This is a genomic window from Halomonas sp. ML-15 (assembly GCF_014779595.1).
Lineage (GTDB): Bacteria > Pseudomonadota > Gammaproteobacteria > Pseudomonadales > Halomonadaceae > Franzmannia.
This window is the reverse complement of record NZ_JACXZT010000019.1, coordinates 804,639-822,894: the sequence shown is the minus strand read 5'-3', so window position 1 is coordinate 822,894 and position 18,256 is coordinate 804,639. Positions and strand designations below refer to the sequence as shown.

Genomic DNA, 18,256 nt, shown 5'->3' with positions numbered 1-18,256 from the left:
CACTGGCGAAACGAACAACAAGAGACACTGAGGGTGCGATGTGAAAGTGAAACGCATCATGTCCAACACGGCAACGGAGGAACTCGACAAGGCGGCCGCCTTTTACGGCGATATCCTGGGCCTCGAGCTGCTCATGGACCACGGCTGGTTCCGCACCTACGGTTCGAACGAGAAGATGACCGTGCAGGTGAGCTTCGGTAGCGAAGGCGGCTCACCGGGACTCACCAGCTTGTCCTGAAAGATCTCCAGGTCGAGGTAAATCTCGCCGCTGGTAGCGATTTCCAGATTCTCTAGGGTCGCGGACGTGAGGAGCGCCCGCTGCAGGCGCTCCATCATATGCCAAGCTTGCTTGACAAAATGCCCAATGCCAAACAAGCTTGGCATATGCACAATCATATTCGTTCGCTACGTAAGGCGTGTGGCCTGACCCAGGCGGCCCTTGCCGAGGCCATGGGCGTTTCGCGCAATACCATCAACTCCATCGAAGTCGGCCGCTACGTTCCTTCGTTACCCCTCGCCTCGCGCCTGGCGCGATTTTTCGACAAACCCGTGGAGGAGGTATTCGATGACAGAGCACCGTGAAGCCCCCGTCGAAAACAAGCCTGCTCTCGTGCCGCTGTGCGGCGTGGCCTTGGGCATGGCGATGTTTCTCACCTCTTGGCTGGCCGCCGATGCTCCCGGTATCGGGTTAGTCATGCTGGCCATCATGCTGGGCTATGCCGCCGCCATGCGTTTTGGCCAGCGCTTCGAGTCGATCCAGATACTCAGCAACGACCCTCCCCTGGACGAACGCCACGGCCTGATTCAGCTCCATGCTCTACGTGCCGCCTACTTTACCGTGCTCGTTGTCGCACTGATCGGCTTCTTCTGGGAAGTCACACGCGGCGCCCCCGGGGCCTTCACCCTGATCGCCTTCGTCGGCGGCACCACGCACCTTCTCGCCACCGTCATATTGAGCCGCCGCTTGTAAGCGGCATCCCGGTATTGGCCTGGCGCGCTAGTCCTCAACCCGTCAGCGCCTTGCGCAGGCCCCCGAAACGTCGCCGATACTGGGCCGGAGTCAGGCCGACCTTGCGCCGGAACAGCCGACCGAAGAAGGCGGCATCCTCATAGCCCACCGCCTCGGCGATGGCATCCACGGGCACCATCTCGCTCTCCAGTATCTGCTTGGCCTCTTCCAGGCGCAGGGTATGCACGTACTCCATGGGTGAGAGGCCGGTAGCCTTCCTGAAGCGACGGTGAAAACTGCGTTCGCTGAGCCCCGAGACCTCGATCAAGTGGGCCACGGGGGACGGCTCGTCGTAGTGCTCGGCGATCCATGTCTGGCAGCGGGCGATGACGGCATCCTCGGCCTGACGGGTGCGTGCAAGCATGGCGAAGGGAAGCTGACCGGCCGCATGCCAGTCGATCAGGAACAGCTTGGCGAGATGCATCGCCTCGTCGACCCCGGCCAGGCGTGCGACAAGATACAGCGCCAGATCGCTCCATGAGGTGCCGCCCCCGGCCATGACCAGGCGACTCCCGGTGCCCCCGATCACCAGCGCGCGATGCGGATGCACCCGAACGCCCGGATAACGCCCCAGCACATCGCAGTAGGCCCAATGGGTGGTGGCATCTTCGTCTTGCAGCAGGCCCGACTCGGCCAGCAACAGAGCTCCCGAGCAGGCGGTCGCCAGGATGGTGCCGTTTGCGTGGCAGCGCTTGAGCCACTCGACCTCGTCGCCATAGCGGCCCTCGAGCAGCGTTTCCGGTGGCAGCATGATCTCGGGGATGCACACCACATCGGGCACCCAATCCAGCCCGGCATCGGGAACGATGCGCACGCCGTTGGCGATGGTCAGCTCATGGGGGCCGGTGCGGGCGACCACCTGCGGCACGAAGAGCGGCTCACCGGCCTTGCCCTCGATCAGGGCGGGCCAATCGCGCCCCGCAGCGGCGAAGACGTCGTACACCCCGTACAGGGTGGAAGCCGCCGATTCGGGAATCGCCAGCAGTGCGATGGTGGGTTTGTGTATCGACATGGCGGAAATCGCCGGTTTCTGTCCGTAGGGACTTCAGTGTAGCCCAGCCGGGAGCGCCAGAATGGACGCGCCAATGCACACAACAAGACCCGAGGAGAACCGCCATGACTGCCCAAACCAAGTCTACCGCTGACGACGGCTTCGACGCCTCCCGCGCCGCCGACTTTGAAGCCCGCTTCGTATCCGCGCTCAACGAAGGCGCCATGCTGCAGTTGATCTCGCTGGCCCACCGCAGCGGCCTGCTCACTCACTTGGCCGACGGCGAGGCGGTGACCAGCAGCGAGCTTGCCACCAAGGCGAAGCTCGACGAGCGCTACGTTCGTGAATGGCTGGGCGGCGCGACCGTCGCGGCGCTGGTCGAGCACGACCCGCAGACCATGACCTACCGCCTTCCGCCCGAGCACGCCGCACTGATTACCGACGGCGGCGAGGCCAACCTCGCCGTGTTCTCCCAATACCTGCCATTGATGGGCCAGGTGGAAGATGATGTGCTGGAATGCTTCCACCACGGCGGCGGCGTACCGTACTCGCGCTACGCTCGTTTCCATGACGTCATGGCCGAGGACAGCGGCCAGACGGTACTGCCGGTGCTGTTCGACGCCATCCTGCCCCTGGCAGCGGAACTGCCGAAAAGGCTGGAACAAGGCATCGACGTGCTCGACCTGGGCTGCGGCCGTGGCCTCGCGCTGATGAAGCTCGCCGATCGCTTTCCCAACAGCCGCTTTACCGGCTACGACCTCTCTGCCGAGGCCATTGGCTGGGCGGCGGAGCAAGCCGCACGTCGCGGCCTGACGAACCTGCGCTTCGAGGAGCGCGACCTCAGCGACTTCGACCGCACGGCCCCACCGGAGCACTACGATCTGGTGACCACCTTCGATGCCATCCACGACCAGGCCTATCCGCTGAATCTGCTCAAGGGCATTCGCCGTACCCTGCGCGAGGATGGCGTGTACCTGGCTCAGGACATCCATTCATCCAGCCACCACCACGGCGACCGCGACCACCCCATGGGTACCCTGCTCTACACCCTCTCGATCATGCACTGCATGAGCGTCTCCCTCGCCCAGGGCGGAGAAGGGCTGGGAACGATGTGGGGCCGAGAGAAGGCACGGGAGTACTTCGGCAAGGCCGGCTTCGGCGCCATCGAAGTGCATCAGCTGCCGCACGACATCCAGAACGACTACTGGGTGCTCAGGCCATGAGCTCCACCGCCTGCCCGGTGACGACGATGCCCCCTGAGAGCGGAATATCCACTTGCAGGCGGCTGGGTCGGCCCATCGCCTCACCCTGGCGAATTATCAATTGGGCGGGCGCCTTGAGCAGGCTCGCATCGCGCAGATAGCCACCCAACGCCGCGGCCGCCGCACCGGTGGCGGGATCCTCCACCACCCCGCCCACCGGGAACGGATCGCGGACATGGAAGCGTGTTTCACTCTCGCGCCACACCAGCTGCAGGGTGGTCAGCCCCTCCCGCAGCATCAGCGCCTTGAGCCGTTCGAAGTCGTACTCGAGCCGCTCGAGGCGCTGCTTCTCCTGACATGCCAGCACCAGGTGCCAGGCCCCGGCGTAAGCTAGCGCAGGAGGAATCTCCCGATCGAGTACATCCCTCTGCCAGCCGAGCAGCTCGCACACGTCCTCGACCAGTGCCGGCTCCGCGGGCCGAAATGCCGGCGTGACCGACACCAGCGACGCCTGCCACGCCCCCTCCATCTGATTGGCCGTGACCATCACCTCGCCCACCGCCGTATCCAGCCGATAAGTGCCCGCGCCGCTGAGCTGTCCTAGCTGCACGCCTCCAGCCACCGTGGCGTGGCCGCAGAAGCTCACCTCCGCCTCGGGGCTGTAGTAGCGTACCGTGCGCCGCTCACCCTCCCCGGCAATGAAGGCCGTTTCGGAATAGCCCACTTCCGCGGCAATACGCTGCATCTCCGCGGGCTCAGGCAGCGCCACGCCCAGCCACACCCCGGCAGGGTTGCCGCCGTTTGGATCGTCGGTAAAGGCAGCCAAGCGATAGAGAGTTCCACTCATAAGAATCTCCTATGTAGGCGGTACCGCCAAAGGTTGAAGCATGTACTTATCATCCCTCGGCTTTAAGTAAACCGGAAGCCAACTGGCGGAATGCGTCGATAGCCTTCGGCAGCACGGTGCGGGGCTCGTCGGCGGCGGCGATCCACAGGGCGGCGTTGAGCGCCGCGCCATTGATCAGCCGGGCAGCGGCTTCCGCATCCACTGGCTTGACCACACCTTCATCAATGAGCGCCTGGATGGTCTGCGCCGTGCGCAGCAGGCAAGCATTCTGGTTGGGCCATTGCGATGGGTCGCCGAGCACCGCCGGCCCATCCAGCAGCATGATGCGCTGCACTTCCGACTCCAGCGCCATTTCGATATACACCACGCCTTCGTCGAGTAGCCCCTCCCATGGGCTCGCCGCTCGATCATGCACAGCCAGCATCTTGGCTACCATCTCGTCATCGATCTGATCGACCACCGCCTGTAGCAGCCCCTGCTTGCCGCCGAAGTTGTGGTAGAGCGCTCCTCGCGTCAACCCCGCTTCGGCAGTGATATCGTCCATCGAAGCGGCCGCATAGCCTTTGACCGCGAAGGCCTTGCGAGCGGCTCGTATAAGTTTGGCTCTGGTCTCTTCCATCATCTGCGTACGCTTCGACGCCACTGCACACTCCTCAAACTTATCCATATGCCAGCTCGATATCGCCAATATTAACATACAGTGTGTATGCGAATTGACATACGCCGCGTATGTGTCAAGATCCCAACATACGGGGCGTATATCAACGCCCCTCAACCGGAGCAGACAGATGACCAAACGCGATGCAGTGTTTCCTGCCGGCCGGCAGGCGCTTTATGACATCAACCGCTACTCGGCGGCGATCCGTTCAGGCGACTTCCTTTTCGTCTCGGGCCAGGTCGGCAGCCGTGAGGACGGCTCCTCTGAGCCGGAGTTCGAGAGCCAGGTACAGCTTGCTTTCGACAATCTTGCCGCCGTTCTCGACGCCGCCGGTTGCACCTTCGACGACATCGTCGATGTGACCACCTTCCACACCGATCCCGCCGCCCAGTGGGAAGCGATCGACAGGGTTCGAACGAAAGCGATTGGCGAACCGCCCTACCCCAACTGGACCGCCGTGGGCGTGAACTGGCTGGCCGGGTTCGACTTCGAGATCAAGGTCATCGCCCGACTTCCACAAGCGGCAGCGTAAGGATCACCCTTGAAGCGCATCGCCGCTGGAGCAGCGGCGATGCATTTTACCAACAGGCTCTTTCCCCAAATTGAACACACCGACAGACTAACCAATACTGCAGCGAGCGGTATCGCCACCGACGGGCTGAAGAGAGGCCTGTCAAAACCATAAGGAGGTATCAATGGATGAAGACCTCGACCGGATGACCCGCGACGAGCTGATCGAGGAAGCCAGGCGCCCAAGGCAGCGCGCACCGATGAGCCCTATGAGGAGTGAAATCCTTACACTGCGTCACACGCTGATGATTCGGCCATGATCGATCGAGTCATAGCGAAGGCCAACGACAGTGGCTAAAGAGGCCCTATCGCTACGACACCACAGCGAGTCAGCACTGGCTCGGGTATACGGCGGTGATCTGCAAGCATATGACGAGGCGATCATCGTTACGACTCACCCAACGGCTTTAACGGCCGCCAATCGGAGCGTTCGGCCAAAAACTCGGGCCTTGGCCGATTGCCGCAATACGGATCCTGGAGCGTGTTCTCGACGCTGTTGTAGACGAAGAACAGATTGCTCCGAGGCCAACATGACATATTGATATTCGAGCCATGTAGCGTATTGCACTCGAAGATGATCAGCGACCCGGCGGGCCCTTTAGGCGCTTCGATATCATTCTCCAGCATTATCTCGCGCAGACTGCTGGCGGGTGGCACCCCGACTTCCTGGCTCTTGAGCGACTCCTTGTAATTGTTCTCCGGCGTGCGCCCCACACAAGGGACGAAATAGCGATGCGAACCGGGAATCAGCATCAGCGGCCCGTTAAACTCACCGTTATCCGTCAACACAATGGAACAGCTCAGCGAACGCATACGGGGCATGCCATCTTCGCTGTGCCAGGTCTCGAAATCTGAGTGCCAGTCAAAGCCCTTGCCCTTGAAACCTGGCTTGTAGTTGATCCGTGATTGATGGATATAGACATCGCTGTCCAGCAGCTGCTTGACGATCGCCAGTAGACGAGGATCTCGCGTCAGGCGGCTGAAGCGCTGGGACACCTGATGAATGCCGAACACCGTGCGTATTTCCTCGCGACCGGGTTCGAGAACCGTACCTTCGGAAAGCTTCAGATCGGCATCGTCTTCATAGTCGCGCAGCTCGTCGATAAAGGCCTGCATATCGTCAGGATCGAAGAAGCCTTCGAATGACAGAAATCCGTCGCGCTCATACGCTTCGATCTGCGCTTTATCCAGTGGCCCGCTGGCGAGCTGCGACTCGTCGCCGTACACTACCGGATCGATGCGCTCGAACATGCCCAGTTTGCGTTCCAGGCGGGTGGGAAAGAGATCTTGAGAGTCTCTCATGGCAAACTCCTCCGTTAGTTTGCATTTAGCCGGTGCGTCACTGCACCCACCCCCAACGTAGTCTCCATCTCCCTTCTCAGCAATCCGCTGAGCGCCCGAAGAAACCGCCCCGCTTCGCCACTCGCACGGCAGGCACCATCACAAATGTCCCTTACACTAGCGGTATAGTAATGAGGCCGTCAGCGGTGGGCCTGCCCAAAGGCATCCATCACATGCCCGGCCAAAGCGTCGCTCGCCTCACCAAGGTCACTGCGCTTGACTAGCGCTATCTGGTAATCACCCAGCGGCGGCAGTTGATCCTGCTCGATGCGCCGTAGCGGTGCACGAATCAAGCTACGCGGGAAGGGCGATACGACAAGGTCGGCGAGCATCGCCGCCTCCTGCCCTGCGGAGTGCTCGCAGGTATAGGCGATGCGGTAACCGATGCCAGCACTGTCGAGGGCATCCAGCGCCATTTTCCGCCAGGCGCAGCCCTGATGGGCCAACGCCACCGGCAATGGTGAACGCTGCACGGCCACCCCCCCCTCGCGCCCGACCCATACCAACGGCTCGCTATGCACGATCTCGCCGCGTGGCTCTTGGCCCGGATTGCCAGCGGTGATCAGTATCAAGTCCAGCTCCCCGGCATCCAGGCGCTGCAGCATGCTGGCGCTACTGCCTACCACCACATCGACATGCACCGCCGGATGCGAACGGGCGAACTGAGCCAACACACCGGGCAAAATGCGCGTACCGACATCATCGGTGGTACCAAACCCCACCCGACCCTGAAGCGTAGGTGCCAGAAACTGCGTCACCGCCTCCTCGTTGAGCTTGAGCAGGCGTCTACCATAGCCCAGCAGCACCTCACCCTCAGGGGTCAGTCGTACCTGGCGGGCTTCGCGCACGAACAGCGGCTGGCCCAGGATCTCCTCGAGGCGCTTGATCTGCATGCTCAGCGCCGACGGCGTGCGGAAGACCTGCTGTGCGGCACGCGTAAAACTGCCGCTCTCGGCAATCGTCACGAAGGTCCGCAGCACATCGCTATCCAGCAAGGGCAAGGCACGATGGCCGCTGAGTGAAGGCATCTGTGTCATGGTCACACCTTTCAATTTTTCTTAACTGAAACTGTAGACCTTTTCGTTTGTTTGATCAAAAGAGAGACACCATGCTGTCAATCAGAGGTCGCGACCCTCCATTCACAACCCGATAGTCACCGCAGCCGCTCAACGGGCGGCTGCTGGGATGGAGGTGCAAGATGAGCCAGTACGAACCGTTTCGCCGCCCGCAACCCGTCGCTGACGAGCCGGCACCACCTGCCAAACCGGATCTCTTTATGCCGGCGATGCCTCCGCTGGGGCTGATCACTGCCGTCGAGCACTGGTGGCACATCTATCGCCGGCGCCGGCAGTTCCGGCAACGCTTCCTGCCGCTGCTCGCCTATGACGACCATATCCTCGAGGACATGGGACACCACCGTAATGACATCCTGTGGGCATCGCGCCTGCCGTTGAAAGTGGATGCGTTCAAGGCCCTCGAGGGGTGCAGGGCGCTGCGCAAGCGTAGCGGCTTGCTTGACGCAGCCACACGGCCGGGCAAGGCTGTCTACTGACCAAGCCACTGAGCATGGGCCCTGCGGGGCGCATGCTTGCCAACGAAACTGACGAGTGTCGTGCGCCTCTCTGTTCCAGCAGCGACGGCCGCAAGTGAATAAGGAGTCCTCACCGATGTCAGACGTCATCAACTTCACTGAGAAGCTCGGCAAGTTTTCCGACCTGTGGTCACCTCGCGTCATAGCGGAGATGAATGACTACCAGTTCAAGCTGGTGAAAATCCGGGGTGAGTTCGTGTGGCATGATCACAAGGATACGGACGAGGTCTTCGTGGTGATCGAGGGCTCCATGGGCATCGAGATGCGGGACCGCACCATTTATCTCACCGCAGGTGAGATGACCGTCATACCCAAAGGCGTGGAGCATAGACCATTCGCCAGGGAGGAGTGTCAGATCCTGCTCATCGAGCCCCAGGGCCTGGTCAACACAGGGGAAGCCGGCGGCGAGCTCCAGGCGGAGAACGATGTCTGGGTGTGACCGCTCGCCCGACGGCGTGCCCAGGTCGCCACGTCCCGACCGTGAGATCGGCTAAGCCTGCTCGAACATGATAATGCGACCTACTTGTCGTAAGACTCCCCTTCCAGGCCATCGAGCAGCTTGCCGAGCAGGAAACCTAACGTTTGCTGCTCTTCACGGCTCAGAGCAGCAAGCATGCTTGCCTCGTTCTCTACATGTAGCGGAATGAGCTCGCTCATCAGCCCCAGCCCCTTCTCCGTCAACGATACCAAGGTGCCACGACGATCCTCGGGGTTGGGAGCACGCACGATCAGCCCGGCCCGCTCCAGGCGATCCAGCCGGTTGGTCATGCCCCCGGACGAGACCATCAGCGCTTCGAACAGCTGGGTTGGTGTCAGCGCATAGGGCGATCCGGAGCGACGCAGGGTAGCTAGCACATCGAACTCGCCCAATTGCAGGCCATACGGCTTGAAGAACGCCTCCAGCCGGCTCCGAGTCACAAGCTGGCTGGCTTTCAGGTAACCGACCACCTCCATCGGAAGCAAGTCGAGGGTGGGCATCTCATGCTGCCACTGGGCGATCGCCGATTTCACTCTGTTCATTGCCAACCACCTATCTTGATACTAAGATACTCGACGAAAAGATACTTTCTGCCGAGCTACGGGAGTTGGATGATGTCGAACGGATTGCAGAGGCGCAAGAGTTCAAATCGGGCAGGACTCCGCGCCTTAAGCTGCCTGCTACTGGTCGGCACCTTCCTGGCGCTATCGCTGGTGGTGGCCAAATTGGCCGATGGTGCCGGAGCACCGCGACTTACCTTCCTGATGGCGGCCATGACCGGTGCTGGCATCGTGCTGGGTGTTATCGGGGCGCTGCAGCGTCAGGCCATGGCATTAAATCGCCGCACCCTCGAGTATGCCGCCGTCGCCGGGGCGCTGTTCGCCATTCCCAATGCGCTGGCCTTCCTTGCGGTACGCCATGTCGGCGCGGGGTTCATCTCGCTGAGCTTTGCCTTTCCGATACTCATTACCTGGATACTGGCCGTCTGGCTAAGCCTCGAGCGCTTGCGTGCTCTGCGACTGCTGGGCGTACTGCTAGGGCTCTCCGGTGGGCTGGTGCTGGCCACGGCCAAGGCCGGCGGGTCCGGCGATGCCCTGGGTTGGGTCCTGCTGGTGCTCGCCATGCCGCTGGTAATCGCGCTCGGCAACATCTACCGCACCCTGCGCTGGCCTACCGATAGCTCACCGGTATTTCTGGCAGCACTGATGATGCTGGGCGGAGCCGTGACCTTGGTACCCTTCGTCCTGCTGTTCGAGCCAGGCCAGTCTCAAGCGTTGTTCACTACCGAGATGGTACTCCGGCTGCTGCTCCTGGAAATCGCCGTATTTTCGGTGCTCTACCTCTTCTACTTCGTGCTGCAGAAGCTCGCCGGTCCTGTCTACCTGAGCCAGATCGGCATAGTAGCGGCACTGGTCGGCACTCTCATCGCGGTACTCGCGCTCGGTGAGGCCCCGCCTCCCAACCTGGGTCTGGCCGCATTGTTGGTAGTGCTCGGTACCGTTATTTTTCATCGCGGCGCCCGAGCCGCGTCCACCTCGAGGGATGCCACAGCCACCTGATGGCATCCCCCTCATCATCCCCTGCAAGGAGTGATTCATGAGCCTTATCGATGCTCTAAACTGGCGCTATGCCACCAAGCGCATGAATGGCAAGCAGGTGCCCCAGGCACAGCTCGACAGGATCCTGGAGGCGGTGCGCCTAGCCCCCTCCTCCTACGGCTTACAGCCCTATTCCGTGCTGGTGATCGAGGACCCGGCACTTCGCGAAAGGATAAGTCCGGCGGCCTTCGACCAGCCCCAGATCACCCAGTCCTCACACCTGCTGGTGTTCGCCGCCTGGGACTCTGTCGAGGAGGCACACGTCGACGACTTGATCCGGCTCACCGCCAAGACCCGCGGCCAGCACCCAGACGAACTGGCGGCATATGGAAATGCCATCAAAGACACCGTCAGTGGCTTTGCCTCCGACCAGGACAAGTTTCACTGGGCTGCCAAACAAGCCTACCTGGCACTGGGCACGGCACTTGCCGCGGCGGCCACGGAGCGGGTGGACGCCTCGCCAATGGAAGGCTTCGACCCGGCGGCGCTGGATGACCTGCTGGGGCTCAGGAAACAGAATCTGCGCAGCGTCGTGCTGATGGCACTAGGCTATCGTGACAGCAGCGCCGACCGCCATGCCGGCCTCGAGAAGGTGCGCTGGCCACACGAGAAGCTGTTTATCCCGATGCCGTCGGCATGACAGCTCCTCGTCGCCGGCTCCCTAAGGTTAGCCTCAACATGGAGTAGCATCGCAATGCACGACTACCAAGTACGGGTCACCTGGACCGGCAACCAGGGCAGCGGCACTCGTGACTACCGCGCTTATTCGCGTGACCATGAGATCGAGATAGCCGGTAAGGTCACGCTGCAGGGCTCAGCAGATCCCGCCTTCCTAGGCGATGCCGGGCGCCATAATCCCGAAGACATGCTGGTCGCCTCCCTCTCCGCCTGCCATATGCTCTGGTACCTACACCTGTGCGCCGAGGCCAAGATCGTCGTCGAGGACTATATCGACCAGGCTCAGGGCAGCATGGCCCTGACCAGCAGCGGCGGCGGTCATTTTACCCAAGTGACCTTGCGGCCACGGGTCACCGTCAGCGGCGACAGCGATGCACGACTCGCCGAACGCCTGCATGAGAACGCCCATGCACTCTGCTTTATCGCCAACTCGGTCAACTTCCCGGTGACATGCGAACCGACCATCGTGCCGCAGTGAAAGGCGATGCTAAGCTTTGGCCTTCTATAACGCCTAGCTCAAGGATATTCGTCTCATGAAATACCTCGGTGCCCACGTCAGTGCCGCCGGTGGACCGGATCAGGCCGTGCTGCGTGCGGTGGAGATCGGCGCCGATGCCTTCGCGCTGTTCACCAAGAATCAGCGCCAGTGGAAGGCCAAGCCGCTCAGCGACGACGCCATCGACGCCTTCCGCACGGCGTGCAGTGAACACGGCTTCGGGCCAGGGCAGATCCTTCCCCACGACAGCTACCTGATCAACCTCGGGCACCCGTCAGCCGAGGGGCTGGAGAAGTCCCGAGACGCCTTCCTCGATGAGTTTCAGCGCTGCGAACAGCTCGGCCTCTCGCTGCTCAACTTCCACCCCGGCAGCCACCTCAACAAGATCAGCGAGAGCGAATGCCTCACCCGCATCGCCGACTCCATCAACCTGGTGCTGGCCGAGACCCGCGGCGTCACCGCGGTGATCGAGAACACCGCCGGCCAGGGCACCAACCTGGGCTGGCGCTTCGAGCATCTGGCCGAGATCATCGACCAGGTCGACGACAAGTCGCGGGTCGGGGTGTGCATCGATACCTGTCACGCCTTCGCCGCCGGCTACGACCTGCGCACCGCGGAGGCCTGCACCGCCACCCTCGACGAACTCGGCAAGGTGGTCGGCTTCGAGTATCTGCGCGGCATGCACTTGAACGACGCCAAGAGCGCCTTTGCCAGCCGTGTCGACCGTCACCATAGCCTGGGCCAGGGCAATATTGGCCTCGACGCCTTTACCACCATCATGCGCGACCCGCGCATCGACGCCATTCCCATGGTGCTGGAGACCATCGAGCCGGCGATCTGGGCCGAAGAGATCGCCTGGCTGCGCGCCCAGCAGCACTGATCGCCATGAAACTGATCCTCAGCCGCAAGGGCTTCGACTCCTCCGCCGGCGGCGTACCCAGCCCCATCCTGCCGGACGGTCGGCTACTCGCCCTGCCGATCCCGGATGCGGCCTCGACGATTCGCTATGCTGACATCAGCTTCGACGGTGCGCCGCTAAGCCAGCTTGTCGAGCCGCTCACCCGCGGCAAGATCACGGCGGAACATGGCGCCCATTTCGACCCCGACCTGCTGCCCGAGATGCTGCCTCGTGCAGGGGACTGGCAGCCGCTCTTCGGGCAGAGCGGCCAGGCCCAGGGCCACCTGCGCAATCATGGCGTCGGTCAGGGGGATCTCTTCGTGTTCTTCGGCCTGTTCCGGCGCGTAGAGCGCCATGCCGACGGCTGGCGCTGGGCACCCGGCGCACGGCCCTGCCATATGATCTGGGGTTGGCTACAGGTGGCGTCGGTCGTGCCGGTAGACGAGGCCAGAGGCGACCGCTACGCCTGGGCGGACTATCACCCTCATTTTCGGCGCCCGGCAGACTCCGGCAATATGCTCTATCTGTCGCGTTCCCGGCTCGCCCTGCCGGGACTCGACAAGCCACTGCCTGGTGCCGGCGCCTTCTCCCACGTCGCGCCGGACCGGCAACTGACGGCACCCCAGGCGACGCGGATCTCACAGTGGCGGCTGCCGCGCTGGTGCTATCCAGCGCATGGCCGTACACCGCTGAGCTACCACGCCAATCGCCAACGCTGGCGCCAACGGTCCGACCACACCGAGCTGAACGCCGTGGCACGAGGCCAGGAGTTCGTTCTGGATAGCGACGAGTATCCCGAGGCCCTCTACTGGGCACGTGAGCTGATTCGCCGCAGGCAGCGGGATTGACCCGGCATCGGAAAGTGGCTTCACTCACTGGTTTCCGCCAGCTTGGCAGCCGATCACGACACGGAACGACGCTCATGACGCGACCGGGCTTACACGGCCCCCTCCTCCCTCGGAAGCGCATGCTTGCCCTTCTGATGGTCGCGCTGACGCTGATGATCGGAGCGCTGGGCAGCTACGGCCAGGCCAGCATGATCAGCAGCGGGTCACATGGCCACCATGGCTCCCATGACCATGACCATCATCATGCCGACTGCGATTCCCATCCAGCCCCGGCCCACGACGCCTCCTTCCATGACCAGTGCCAGGCACTCTGCCAGTTGGCCTGCAGCTTCGCCACGGCGGTACCGACCCATGCCCTGGATGCCGCGCTAGCAGAGTGGATCGAGGACTCACCGGATGCCCCGCCCAGCCGTCGGGCATTCCAACGCGCCCGGCTACTGCCGGATGCTCGCGCCCCGCCCGCTCCTTCCGCTACACACGCGTAACCCCACTCGATGTTACTACCGCCTTGGCCACCAGCTGGCCAGGCGGTCCTTATGCGTATCGGAGGAAGCATGCAGACCCCACACGACGTTGCGGCCAGTTCGCCGCGCCCCGCGCCGCGACGTGCCACCCAGGACCTCTATCTCGCCATATGGCGTTGGCACTTCTACGCCGGCCTGCTGGTACTCCCCTTTCTGGTTACTCTCGCCGTGACCGGTGCTATTTACCTATTCAACGACGAGCTGGATGCCTGGTGGCATGCCGATCTCAAGCGCGTCACTGTTCAGGAGCAAGCGCCACTGCCGTCCTCCACCCTGCTGGCGGCGGCCCTCGAGGTCCAGCCCGGCACACCGCTCAAGTACAGCGCCCCCGCGACGCCAGACGCCTCGGCCGAGATCACCGTCGCCAACCCGGAGGGCGAGCCGATCGCCGTCTACCTCGACCCTTACCGCGGCGAGGTGCTGGGCTGGCTACCCGATCGCGGCACCCTGATGTGGACGGTACGTCACCTGCACAGCCTGCGCCTATTCGGCCCCATCGCCCGCGGGATGATCGAGATCGCCGCCGGCTGGTCGATCCTGCTGGTGGGGACGGGCATCTACCTGTGGTGGCCGCGGCACAGCAGGAGCAGCCGACTTGGCGGCGTGCTCAGCGTGCGCGGCACCCCCAGGCGACGGCTATTCTGGCGCGACACCCATGCCGTCACCGGCGTGCTGGTCGGCGCCTTTATCGTTTTCCTGGCCTTCACCGGCATGCCCTGGTCCAACCTCTGGGGCGGCAAGGTCAACGAGTGGGCCAACGGCAACAACTTCGGCTACCCCGCCGGCCTGCGCGTGGCGGTGCCACTCTCGGACGAGCACCTGGATCACCTGGGCCCCACCACCTGGTCGCTGGAGCGGGCCCAGGTGCCCCTCTCCTCGCACGACCGGCATGACGTCGAGCCCATCGACCTCGACCAGGCCGTGGCCACCTTCGAACGCCTGGGGCTGCACCCCGGCTATGCGGTCAACCTGCCCAGCACGCCGGATGGCGTATTCACCGGCTCGGTCTACCCGGACGACGTGGCTCAGCAGCGCGTCGTGCACCTGGACCAATACAGCGGCGAGCCACTGCTCGACATGCGCTATGCCGACTACGGCCCCCTGGGTCGCTGGCTGGAGTGGAGCATCAATGTCCATCTCGGCCAACAGTTCGGTCGCACCAACCAGATCGTGCTGCTGATCGCCTGCCTGGCCATGGTCCTGCTCGCCGTCTCGGCAGCCATCATGTGGTGGAAGCGTCGCCCTTCAGGCCAGCTCGGCACGCCCCCGCTACCCAAGGACCCCAAGGTACTGCGCGGCGTCATCGCCATTCTGGCCCTGGGCGGCGTGATCTTTCCCCTGGTGGGGGCCTCGTTGCTGGCGATGCTGGTACTCGACCGGCTGTGGGTCTGGCAACGCCAGCGCCGCCTATAGGCCCAGCACCCGCAGCTCCGGCCTGCCTTTCGGCGCTTGACCTCAAGTGAAGTCGAGGGGCTAGCCTCGCCAGCGAATGGGCCAATGCCTGGCCCAGCTAAGCGAGGAGAGTGCAGATGCGCATCATGGTAGTAGGAGCGAGCCAAGGCCTGGGCTGGGCCTTTATCGAAGGACTGGGCGACAGCGGTGATGGTCTGATCGGCGTATCACGCAGCGTGCCAACCAAGCTACCCGAACGCCCCGACATCGCCATCGACTGGATAGCGGCCGACTTGGCCTCGCCCGAGCAGGCGACTGCCCAGGTGGCCGAGACGCTGGCAGAGGGCGAACTGGATGTGCTGATCTACAACCTGGGGCTGTGGGAAAGCCGGGCCTTCGAACCGGACTACCGCTTCCTGACGGACAGCCCCGCAGAGATCCAGCGCATGGTCACGGTCAACGTCAGCGGGGCCATCCTGCTGATCCAGGCGCTGCTTCCCGCGCTGCTGCGCTCCGCCGCCCCTCGCATCATCCTCACTGGCTCGACCTCCGCGCTACCCGGCCACGGCAGACCGGAGGTCACCTTTGGTGCCACCAAATTCGCCCTGCGCGGCATCGCCGAAGCACTACGCGAAGGGTTTCGCGATAAGCGCCTGGCGGTTACCTGTCTGCAGCTCGGCCACCTCAATACCGAGGACCACCTCTCGGTGCCTCTCGAGCAGGCGGCCCGACGCGGCGATGGCGAGTTCATCCCTATGCACGACGTGGTGAGCCTGGTGCGAACCTTGCTGGCGCTGTCGCCGAGCGCTTACCTCAAGGAGGTGGTGATGCCCGCCATAGGCGATATGCGCTTCTAGACTCGCTCAAGCGCCCAACGGCTCTTCCGCGATGGTGGCCTCAGTGAGCGTCGCGGCTCGCCGAAGCAGCACGCGTTCCTGCTCCGCGGGCAGCTTCAGCCCAAACCACTCCTGCAGCACGCTTGGCAGCTCACCGGCAACGACCTTATGAAGCTCCGGCTCCTTGCCTGGGCGGAATATCTTCAGCTCCAGATCGGTGAGGGCAAGCCGCACCTCTGCACCGTTGTGCTGAGCCACGATCCGCCGCACGAATGGCGATGCGGGATGATGAGAGGCCAGATAGTTGTATTCGCCAGAGTCGGCGCGGTAGCAGGGCTCGTCACTGAACTGGTAGATATTGAACCACTCACCCTGCCGTCTATGCCGCAGCAGCCAGTGCCCCAACGGCGAGCGCTCCAGCCGATACTCCCAGGGGCCATGACTCACCTCGTTGCCCACCTTGAGCAGAATCGGCTCCCGCGGCCCGATATTGCCGACCCCCACATCCACCAGCCAATCCCCGCCGGCCACTGTCACCACCAGCATCGTATGACCAAGCGGCGTGACCACCCGCTCGTCGTCGCCCATCAACATTCTGGCGTTGCGCCCAGCGACCTCGAAGCCAAGCCGATCCAGCACCGTGGCAAACAGCGTGTTCTGCTCATGGCAATAGCCGCCGCGTTGACGCCGTACCAGCTTGTCCTGAAGGCTTTCCAGGTCGATACGGATCTCGCCGCCGGTGACGATTTCCAGATTCTCGAACGGTATGGCGGCAAGGTGCGCCTGCTGCAGGGCTCTCAATGTCGCCAGGTCGGGCGTCAGAGGTCCGCGGTAATCGATGCGTGCCAGATAGGCGTCAAGATCGAGCGCCGGGGTCTCCCAGCGGGCCGACTCATGGAGGGGGTAAGCGATCGTTTCTTGCTGCATGACGTGCACTCCTAATACCAAGCGGCCCAAGGCTGTTTGTGAATGCTCAAGTGGATACTTCAAAAGAGACCCTGAAACGCAGCCTAATACCTGAAGTTAACTCTAGGTAAAGCAACAAAAGCACAATCGCCCTGATAGCCAGCGACGATGCCAGTCGTTTCCAGGCTTGGTTCAACCAGTTGGTACAGCCGGGAAGCAGCGGCTAAGCTTCTACGATGGTTTCAGGGAGGAGTACCGATGCCGCATCACATCACCCCACAGCTGATGTTCGAAGGCAATGCCGAGCAGGCCATGCGCTTCTACGTCTCACTGTTTGAGGGGGCCGAGATCTTGGGGCTCGAGCACTACGGCCCAGGCGAGCCTGGCAAGCAAGGCAGCGTCAAGCAGGCCGAGTTCACCCTGGCCGGCCGCCGCTATCTATGCATCGACAGCCCGGTCACACACGACTTCACCTTTACCCCCTCGATGTCACTGTTCGTCGAGTGCGAAAGCCTCGGGGAGTTCGAACGCCTTCTCGAACAGCTCGCGGAACAGGGCGAGACCCTGATGCCACCCGACGACTACGGTTTCAGCACCCGTTTCGCCTGGCTCAACGACCGTTTCGGCGTCTCCTGGCAACTCAACCTGACTTGATGAGGAAGACGCCATGACGACCTCGCCCCTGCCACCCATCGTCTCCCAGGACGAGTGGCGCGCAGCCTTGGAAGTACAGCTCGTCCGCGAGAAGGCCCATACCCGTGAGCGCGACCGCCTGAACGCCGCGAGGCGACGCCTGCCCATGGTCGAGGTGCGGGCCGACTACGTCTTCGATGCGCCACAGGGTAAAGCTACCCTGCTCGACCTGTTCGAAGGGCGCCGCCAGCTGATCGTCTACCATTTCATGTTCGGGCCCGACTGGGAGGCCGGCTGCGACGGCTGCTCCTGGGTGGTGGACGCCATGACCCACCCCGCCCACCTGCACGCCCGCGACACTACACTGGTGCTGGCCTCCCGGGCACCACGGGAGAAGCTTGCTCGCTACCAGGCACGCATGGGCTGGCAGCACCCAGCCTGGGTCTCGTCGCTGGGCAGTAGCTTCAACCAGGATATGGGGGTGACCAGCGAGACCTGCTGTGCCCCGGACACCGACCGTGGTGAGCGCCATGGCATCAGCGTCTTCCTGCGCGACGGCGAGCGAGTCTTTCGCAGCTACTTCAGTGGTAAGCGCGGCGTCGAATACCTGGGCAGCCTATGGAGCTATCTGGACCTCACGCCCTATGGCCGCCAGGAGAACTGGGAGGATTCGCCAGCGGGTTGGCCGCAGACGCCGCCCTATGGTTGGAACCGCCGTCACGACGAGTACGACATCTGAGCAAGCCACGGCCACAAAGGG

Annotated in this window: 26 protein-coding genes; 19 read left to right on the top strand and 7 right to left on the bottom strand. The window is 63.0% G+C overall.

What is annotated here, in order from left to right:
• Window positions 1-58 precede the first annotated feature (58 nt).
• The 3 genes from IEI94_RS15540 (at window position 59) to IEI94_RS15530 (ending at window position 970) form a co-directional block, all read left to right on the top strand.
• The gene (locus IEI94_RS15540; RefSeq protein ID WP_224750160.1) at window positions 59-238 is read left to right on the top strand and encodes a hypothetical protein; all 180 of its coding nucleotides are present in this window, start codon (window positions 59-61) and stop codon (window positions 236-238) included.
• Window positions 239-336: 98 nt separating this feature from the next.
• Complete coding sequence (locus IEI94_RS15535; protein WP_263574631.1) at window positions 337-582, top strand: helix-turn-helix transcriptional regulator; 246 nt, start codon at window positions 337-339, stop codon at window positions 580-582.
• Complete coding sequence (locus tag IEI94_RS15530) at window positions 566-970, top strand: hypothetical protein (RefSeq protein ID WP_191168184.1); 405 nt, start codon at window positions 566-568, stop codon at window positions 968-970. Before IEI94_RS15535 ends, IEI94_RS15530 begins: the two co-directional genes overlap by 17 nt.
• 34 nt (window positions 971-1,004) lie before the next feature.
• Here the strand turns inward: IEI94_RS15530 and IEI94_RS15525 are convergent, their stop codons facing one another.
• Window positions 1,005-2,021 carry a GlxA family transcriptional regulator gene (locus tag IEI94_RS15525; protein ID WP_191168183.1) on the bottom strand — a complete coding sequence of 339 codons (1,017 nt, stop codon included), beginning with the start codon at window positions 2,019-2,021 and terminating at the stop codon, window positions 1,005-1,007.
• Between the two features lie 104 nt (window positions 2,022-2,125).
• Here IEI94_RS15525 and IEI94_RS15520 point away from each other — a divergent pair, with 104 nt between their 5' ends.
• A complete protein-coding gene (locus tag IEI94_RS15520; protein WP_191168182.1) occupies window positions 2,126-3,223 on the top strand; it encodes a class I SAM-dependent methyltransferase in 1,098 nt (365 codons plus the stop codon).
• On the opposite strand, the gene IEI94_RS15515 is transcribed toward IEI94_RS15520, so the two are convergent.
• Both IEI94_RS15515 and IEI94_RS15510 read right to left on the bottom strand, forming a co-directional pair.
• Window positions 3,213-4,049: a PhzF family phenazine biosynthesis protein gene (locus IEI94_RS15515; RefSeq protein WP_191168181.1), complete on the bottom strand. Its 837-nt coding sequence runs from the start codon at window positions 4,047-4,049 to the stop codon at window positions 3,213-3,215. The two genes, IEI94_RS15520 and IEI94_RS15515, sit on opposite strands and share 11 nt — an antisense overlap.
• A 49-nt stretch (window positions 4,050-4,098) precedes the next feature.
• Window positions 4,099-4,716 carry a TetR/AcrR family transcriptional regulator gene (locus IEI94_RS15510; protein WP_224750159.1) on the bottom strand — a complete coding sequence of 206 codons (618 nt, stop codon included), beginning with the start codon at window positions 4,714-4,716 and terminating at the stop codon, window positions 4,099-4,101.
• A 121-nt stretch (window positions 4,717-4,837) separates the two neighbouring features.
• On the opposite strand from IEI94_RS15510, the gene IEI94_RS15505 reads away from it, so the two are divergent.
• From IEI94_RS15505 to IEI94_RS22815, 3 genes are read left to right on the top strand one after another with little or no spacing between them, the layout of a single operon-like run.
• A complete protein-coding gene (locus IEI94_RS15505) occupies window positions 4,838-5,239 on the top strand; it encodes a RidA family protein (protein ID WP_191168180.1) in 402 nt (133 codons plus the stop codon).
• Between the two features lie 9 nt (window positions 5,240-5,248).
• Window positions 5,249-5,392: a hypothetical protein gene (locus tag IEI94_RS15500; protein ID WP_191168179.1), complete on the top strand. Its 144-nt coding sequence runs from the start codon at window positions 5,249-5,251 to the stop codon at window positions 5,390-5,392.
• Between the two features lie 10 nt (window positions 5,393-5,402).
• The gene (locus IEI94_RS22815) at window positions 5,403-5,537 is read left to right on the top strand and encodes a hypothetical protein (protein WP_263574630.1); all 135 of its coding nucleotides are present in this window, start codon (window positions 5,403-5,405) and stop codon (window positions 5,535-5,537) included.
• A gap of 127 nt (window positions 5,538-5,664) precedes the next feature.
• On the opposite strand, the gene thpD is transcribed toward IEI94_RS22815, so the two are convergent.
• Both thpD and IEI94_RS15490 read right to left on the bottom strand, forming a co-directional pair.
• Window positions 5,665-6,579: an ectoine hydroxylase gene (thpD, locus tag IEI94_RS15495; protein WP_191168178.1), complete on the bottom strand. Its 915-nt coding sequence runs from the start codon at window positions 6,577-6,579 to the stop codon at window positions 5,665-5,667.
• Window positions 6,580-6,758: 179 nt separating this feature from the next.
• Window positions 6,759-7,655 carry a LysR family transcriptional regulator gene (locus IEI94_RS15490; protein ID WP_191168177.1) on the bottom strand — a complete coding sequence of 299 codons (897 nt, stop codon included), beginning with the start codon at window positions 7,653-7,655 and terminating at the stop codon, window positions 6,759-6,761.
• Window positions 7,656-7,816: 161 nt separating this feature from the next.
• Between IEI94_RS15490 and IEI94_RS15485 the strand changes: the two genes are divergently transcribed.
• A complete protein-coding gene (locus IEI94_RS15485) occupies window positions 7,817-8,170 on the top strand; it encodes a hypothetical protein (RefSeq protein WP_191168176.1) in 354 nt (117 codons plus the stop codon).
• Between the two features lie 115 nt (window positions 8,171-8,285).
• Window positions 8,286-8,648, top strand: a complete 363-nt coding sequence (locus tag IEI94_RS15480; protein ID WP_191168175.1) for a cupin domain-containing protein — start codon at window positions 8,286-8,288, stop codon at window positions 8,646-8,648.
• 80 nt (window positions 8,649-8,728) lie between these two features.
• On the opposite strand, the gene IEI94_RS15475 is transcribed toward IEI94_RS15480, so the two are convergent.
• On the bottom strand, window positions 8,729-9,229 hold the full coding sequence (locus IEI94_RS15475; protein ID WP_191168174.1) for a MarR family winged helix-turn-helix transcriptional regulator: 501 nt from the start codon (window positions 9,227-9,229) through the stop codon (window positions 8,729-8,731).
• Between the two features lie 72 nt (window positions 9,230-9,301).
• On the opposite strand from IEI94_RS15475, the gene IEI94_RS15470 reads away from it, so the two are divergent.
• The 8 genes from IEI94_RS15470 (at window position 9,302) to IEI94_RS15435 (ending at window position 15,978) form a co-directional block, all read left to right on the top strand.
• Window positions 9,302-10,246: a DMT family transporter gene (locus IEI94_RS15470; protein ID WP_191168173.1), complete on the top strand. Its 945-nt coding sequence runs from the start codon at window positions 9,302-9,304 to the stop codon at window positions 10,244-10,246.
• Between the two features lie 37 nt (window positions 10,247-10,283).
• Window positions 10,284-10,925 (top strand): nitroreductase family protein, encoded by a 642-nt coding sequence (locus tag IEI94_RS15465; protein WP_191168172.1) that lies wholly within the window; start codon window positions 10,284-10,286, stop codon window positions 10,923-10,925.
• A gap of 54 nt (window positions 10,926-10,979) precedes the next feature.
• Window positions 10,980-11,441, top strand: coding sequence for an OsmC family protein (locus IEI94_RS15460; protein WP_191168171.1), 462 nt, complete (start codon window positions 10,980-10,982; stop codon window positions 11,439-11,441).
• 55 nt (window positions 11,442-11,496) lie between these two features.
• On the top strand, window positions 11,497-12,339 hold the full coding sequence (gene nfo / locus IEI94_RS15455) for a deoxyribonuclease IV (RefSeq protein ID WP_191168170.1): 843 nt from the start codon (window positions 11,497-11,499) through the stop codon (window positions 12,337-12,339).
• A 5-nt stretch (window positions 12,340-12,344) separates the two neighbouring features.
• Complete coding sequence (locus tag IEI94_RS15450) at window positions 12,345-13,205, top strand: hypothetical protein (protein ID WP_191168169.1); 861 nt, start codon at window positions 12,345-12,347, stop codon at window positions 13,203-13,205.
• A gap of 119 nt (window positions 13,206-13,324) precedes the next feature.
• Window positions 13,325-13,690, top strand: a complete 366-nt coding sequence (locus tag IEI94_RS15445; protein ID WP_191168168.1) for a hypothetical protein — start codon at window positions 13,325-13,327, stop codon at window positions 13,688-13,690.
• A gap of 69 nt (window positions 13,691-13,759) precedes the next feature.
• Window positions 13,760-15,142: a PepSY-associated TM helix domain-containing protein gene (locus tag IEI94_RS15440; protein WP_191168167.1), complete on the top strand. Its 1,383-nt coding sequence runs from the start codon at window positions 13,760-13,762 to the stop codon at window positions 15,140-15,142.
• Between the two features lie 116 nt (window positions 15,143-15,258).
• A complete protein-coding gene (locus IEI94_RS15435) occupies window positions 15,259-15,978 on the top strand; it encodes an SDR family oxidoreductase (protein WP_191168166.1) in 720 nt (239 codons plus the stop codon).
• 6 nt (window positions 15,979-15,984) lie between these two features.
• On the opposite strand, the gene IEI94_RS15430 is transcribed toward IEI94_RS15435, so the two are convergent.
• The gene (locus IEI94_RS15430; RefSeq protein ID WP_191168165.1) at window positions 15,985-16,884 is read right to left on the bottom strand and encodes an arylamine N-acetyltransferase family protein; all 900 of its coding nucleotides are present in this window, start codon (window positions 16,882-16,884) and stop codon (window positions 15,985-15,987) included.
• A gap of 237 nt (window positions 16,885-17,121) precedes the next feature.
• Here IEI94_RS15430 and IEI94_RS15425 point away from each other — a divergent pair, with 237 nt between their 5' ends.
• Both IEI94_RS15425 and IEI94_RS15420 read left to right on the top strand, forming a co-directional pair.
• Window positions 17,122-17,517, top strand: coding sequence for a VOC family protein (locus tag IEI94_RS15425; protein ID WP_191168164.1), 396 nt, complete (start codon window positions 17,122-17,124; stop codon window positions 17,515-17,517).
• Window positions 17,518-17,530: 13 nt separating this feature from the next.
• The gene (locus IEI94_RS15420) at window positions 17,531-18,235 is read left to right on the top strand and encodes a DUF899 domain-containing protein (protein WP_191168163.1); all 705 of its coding nucleotides are present in this window, start codon (window positions 17,531-17,533) and stop codon (window positions 18,233-18,235) included.
• The last annotated feature ends 21 nt before the right edge of the window (window positions 18,236-18,256 follow it).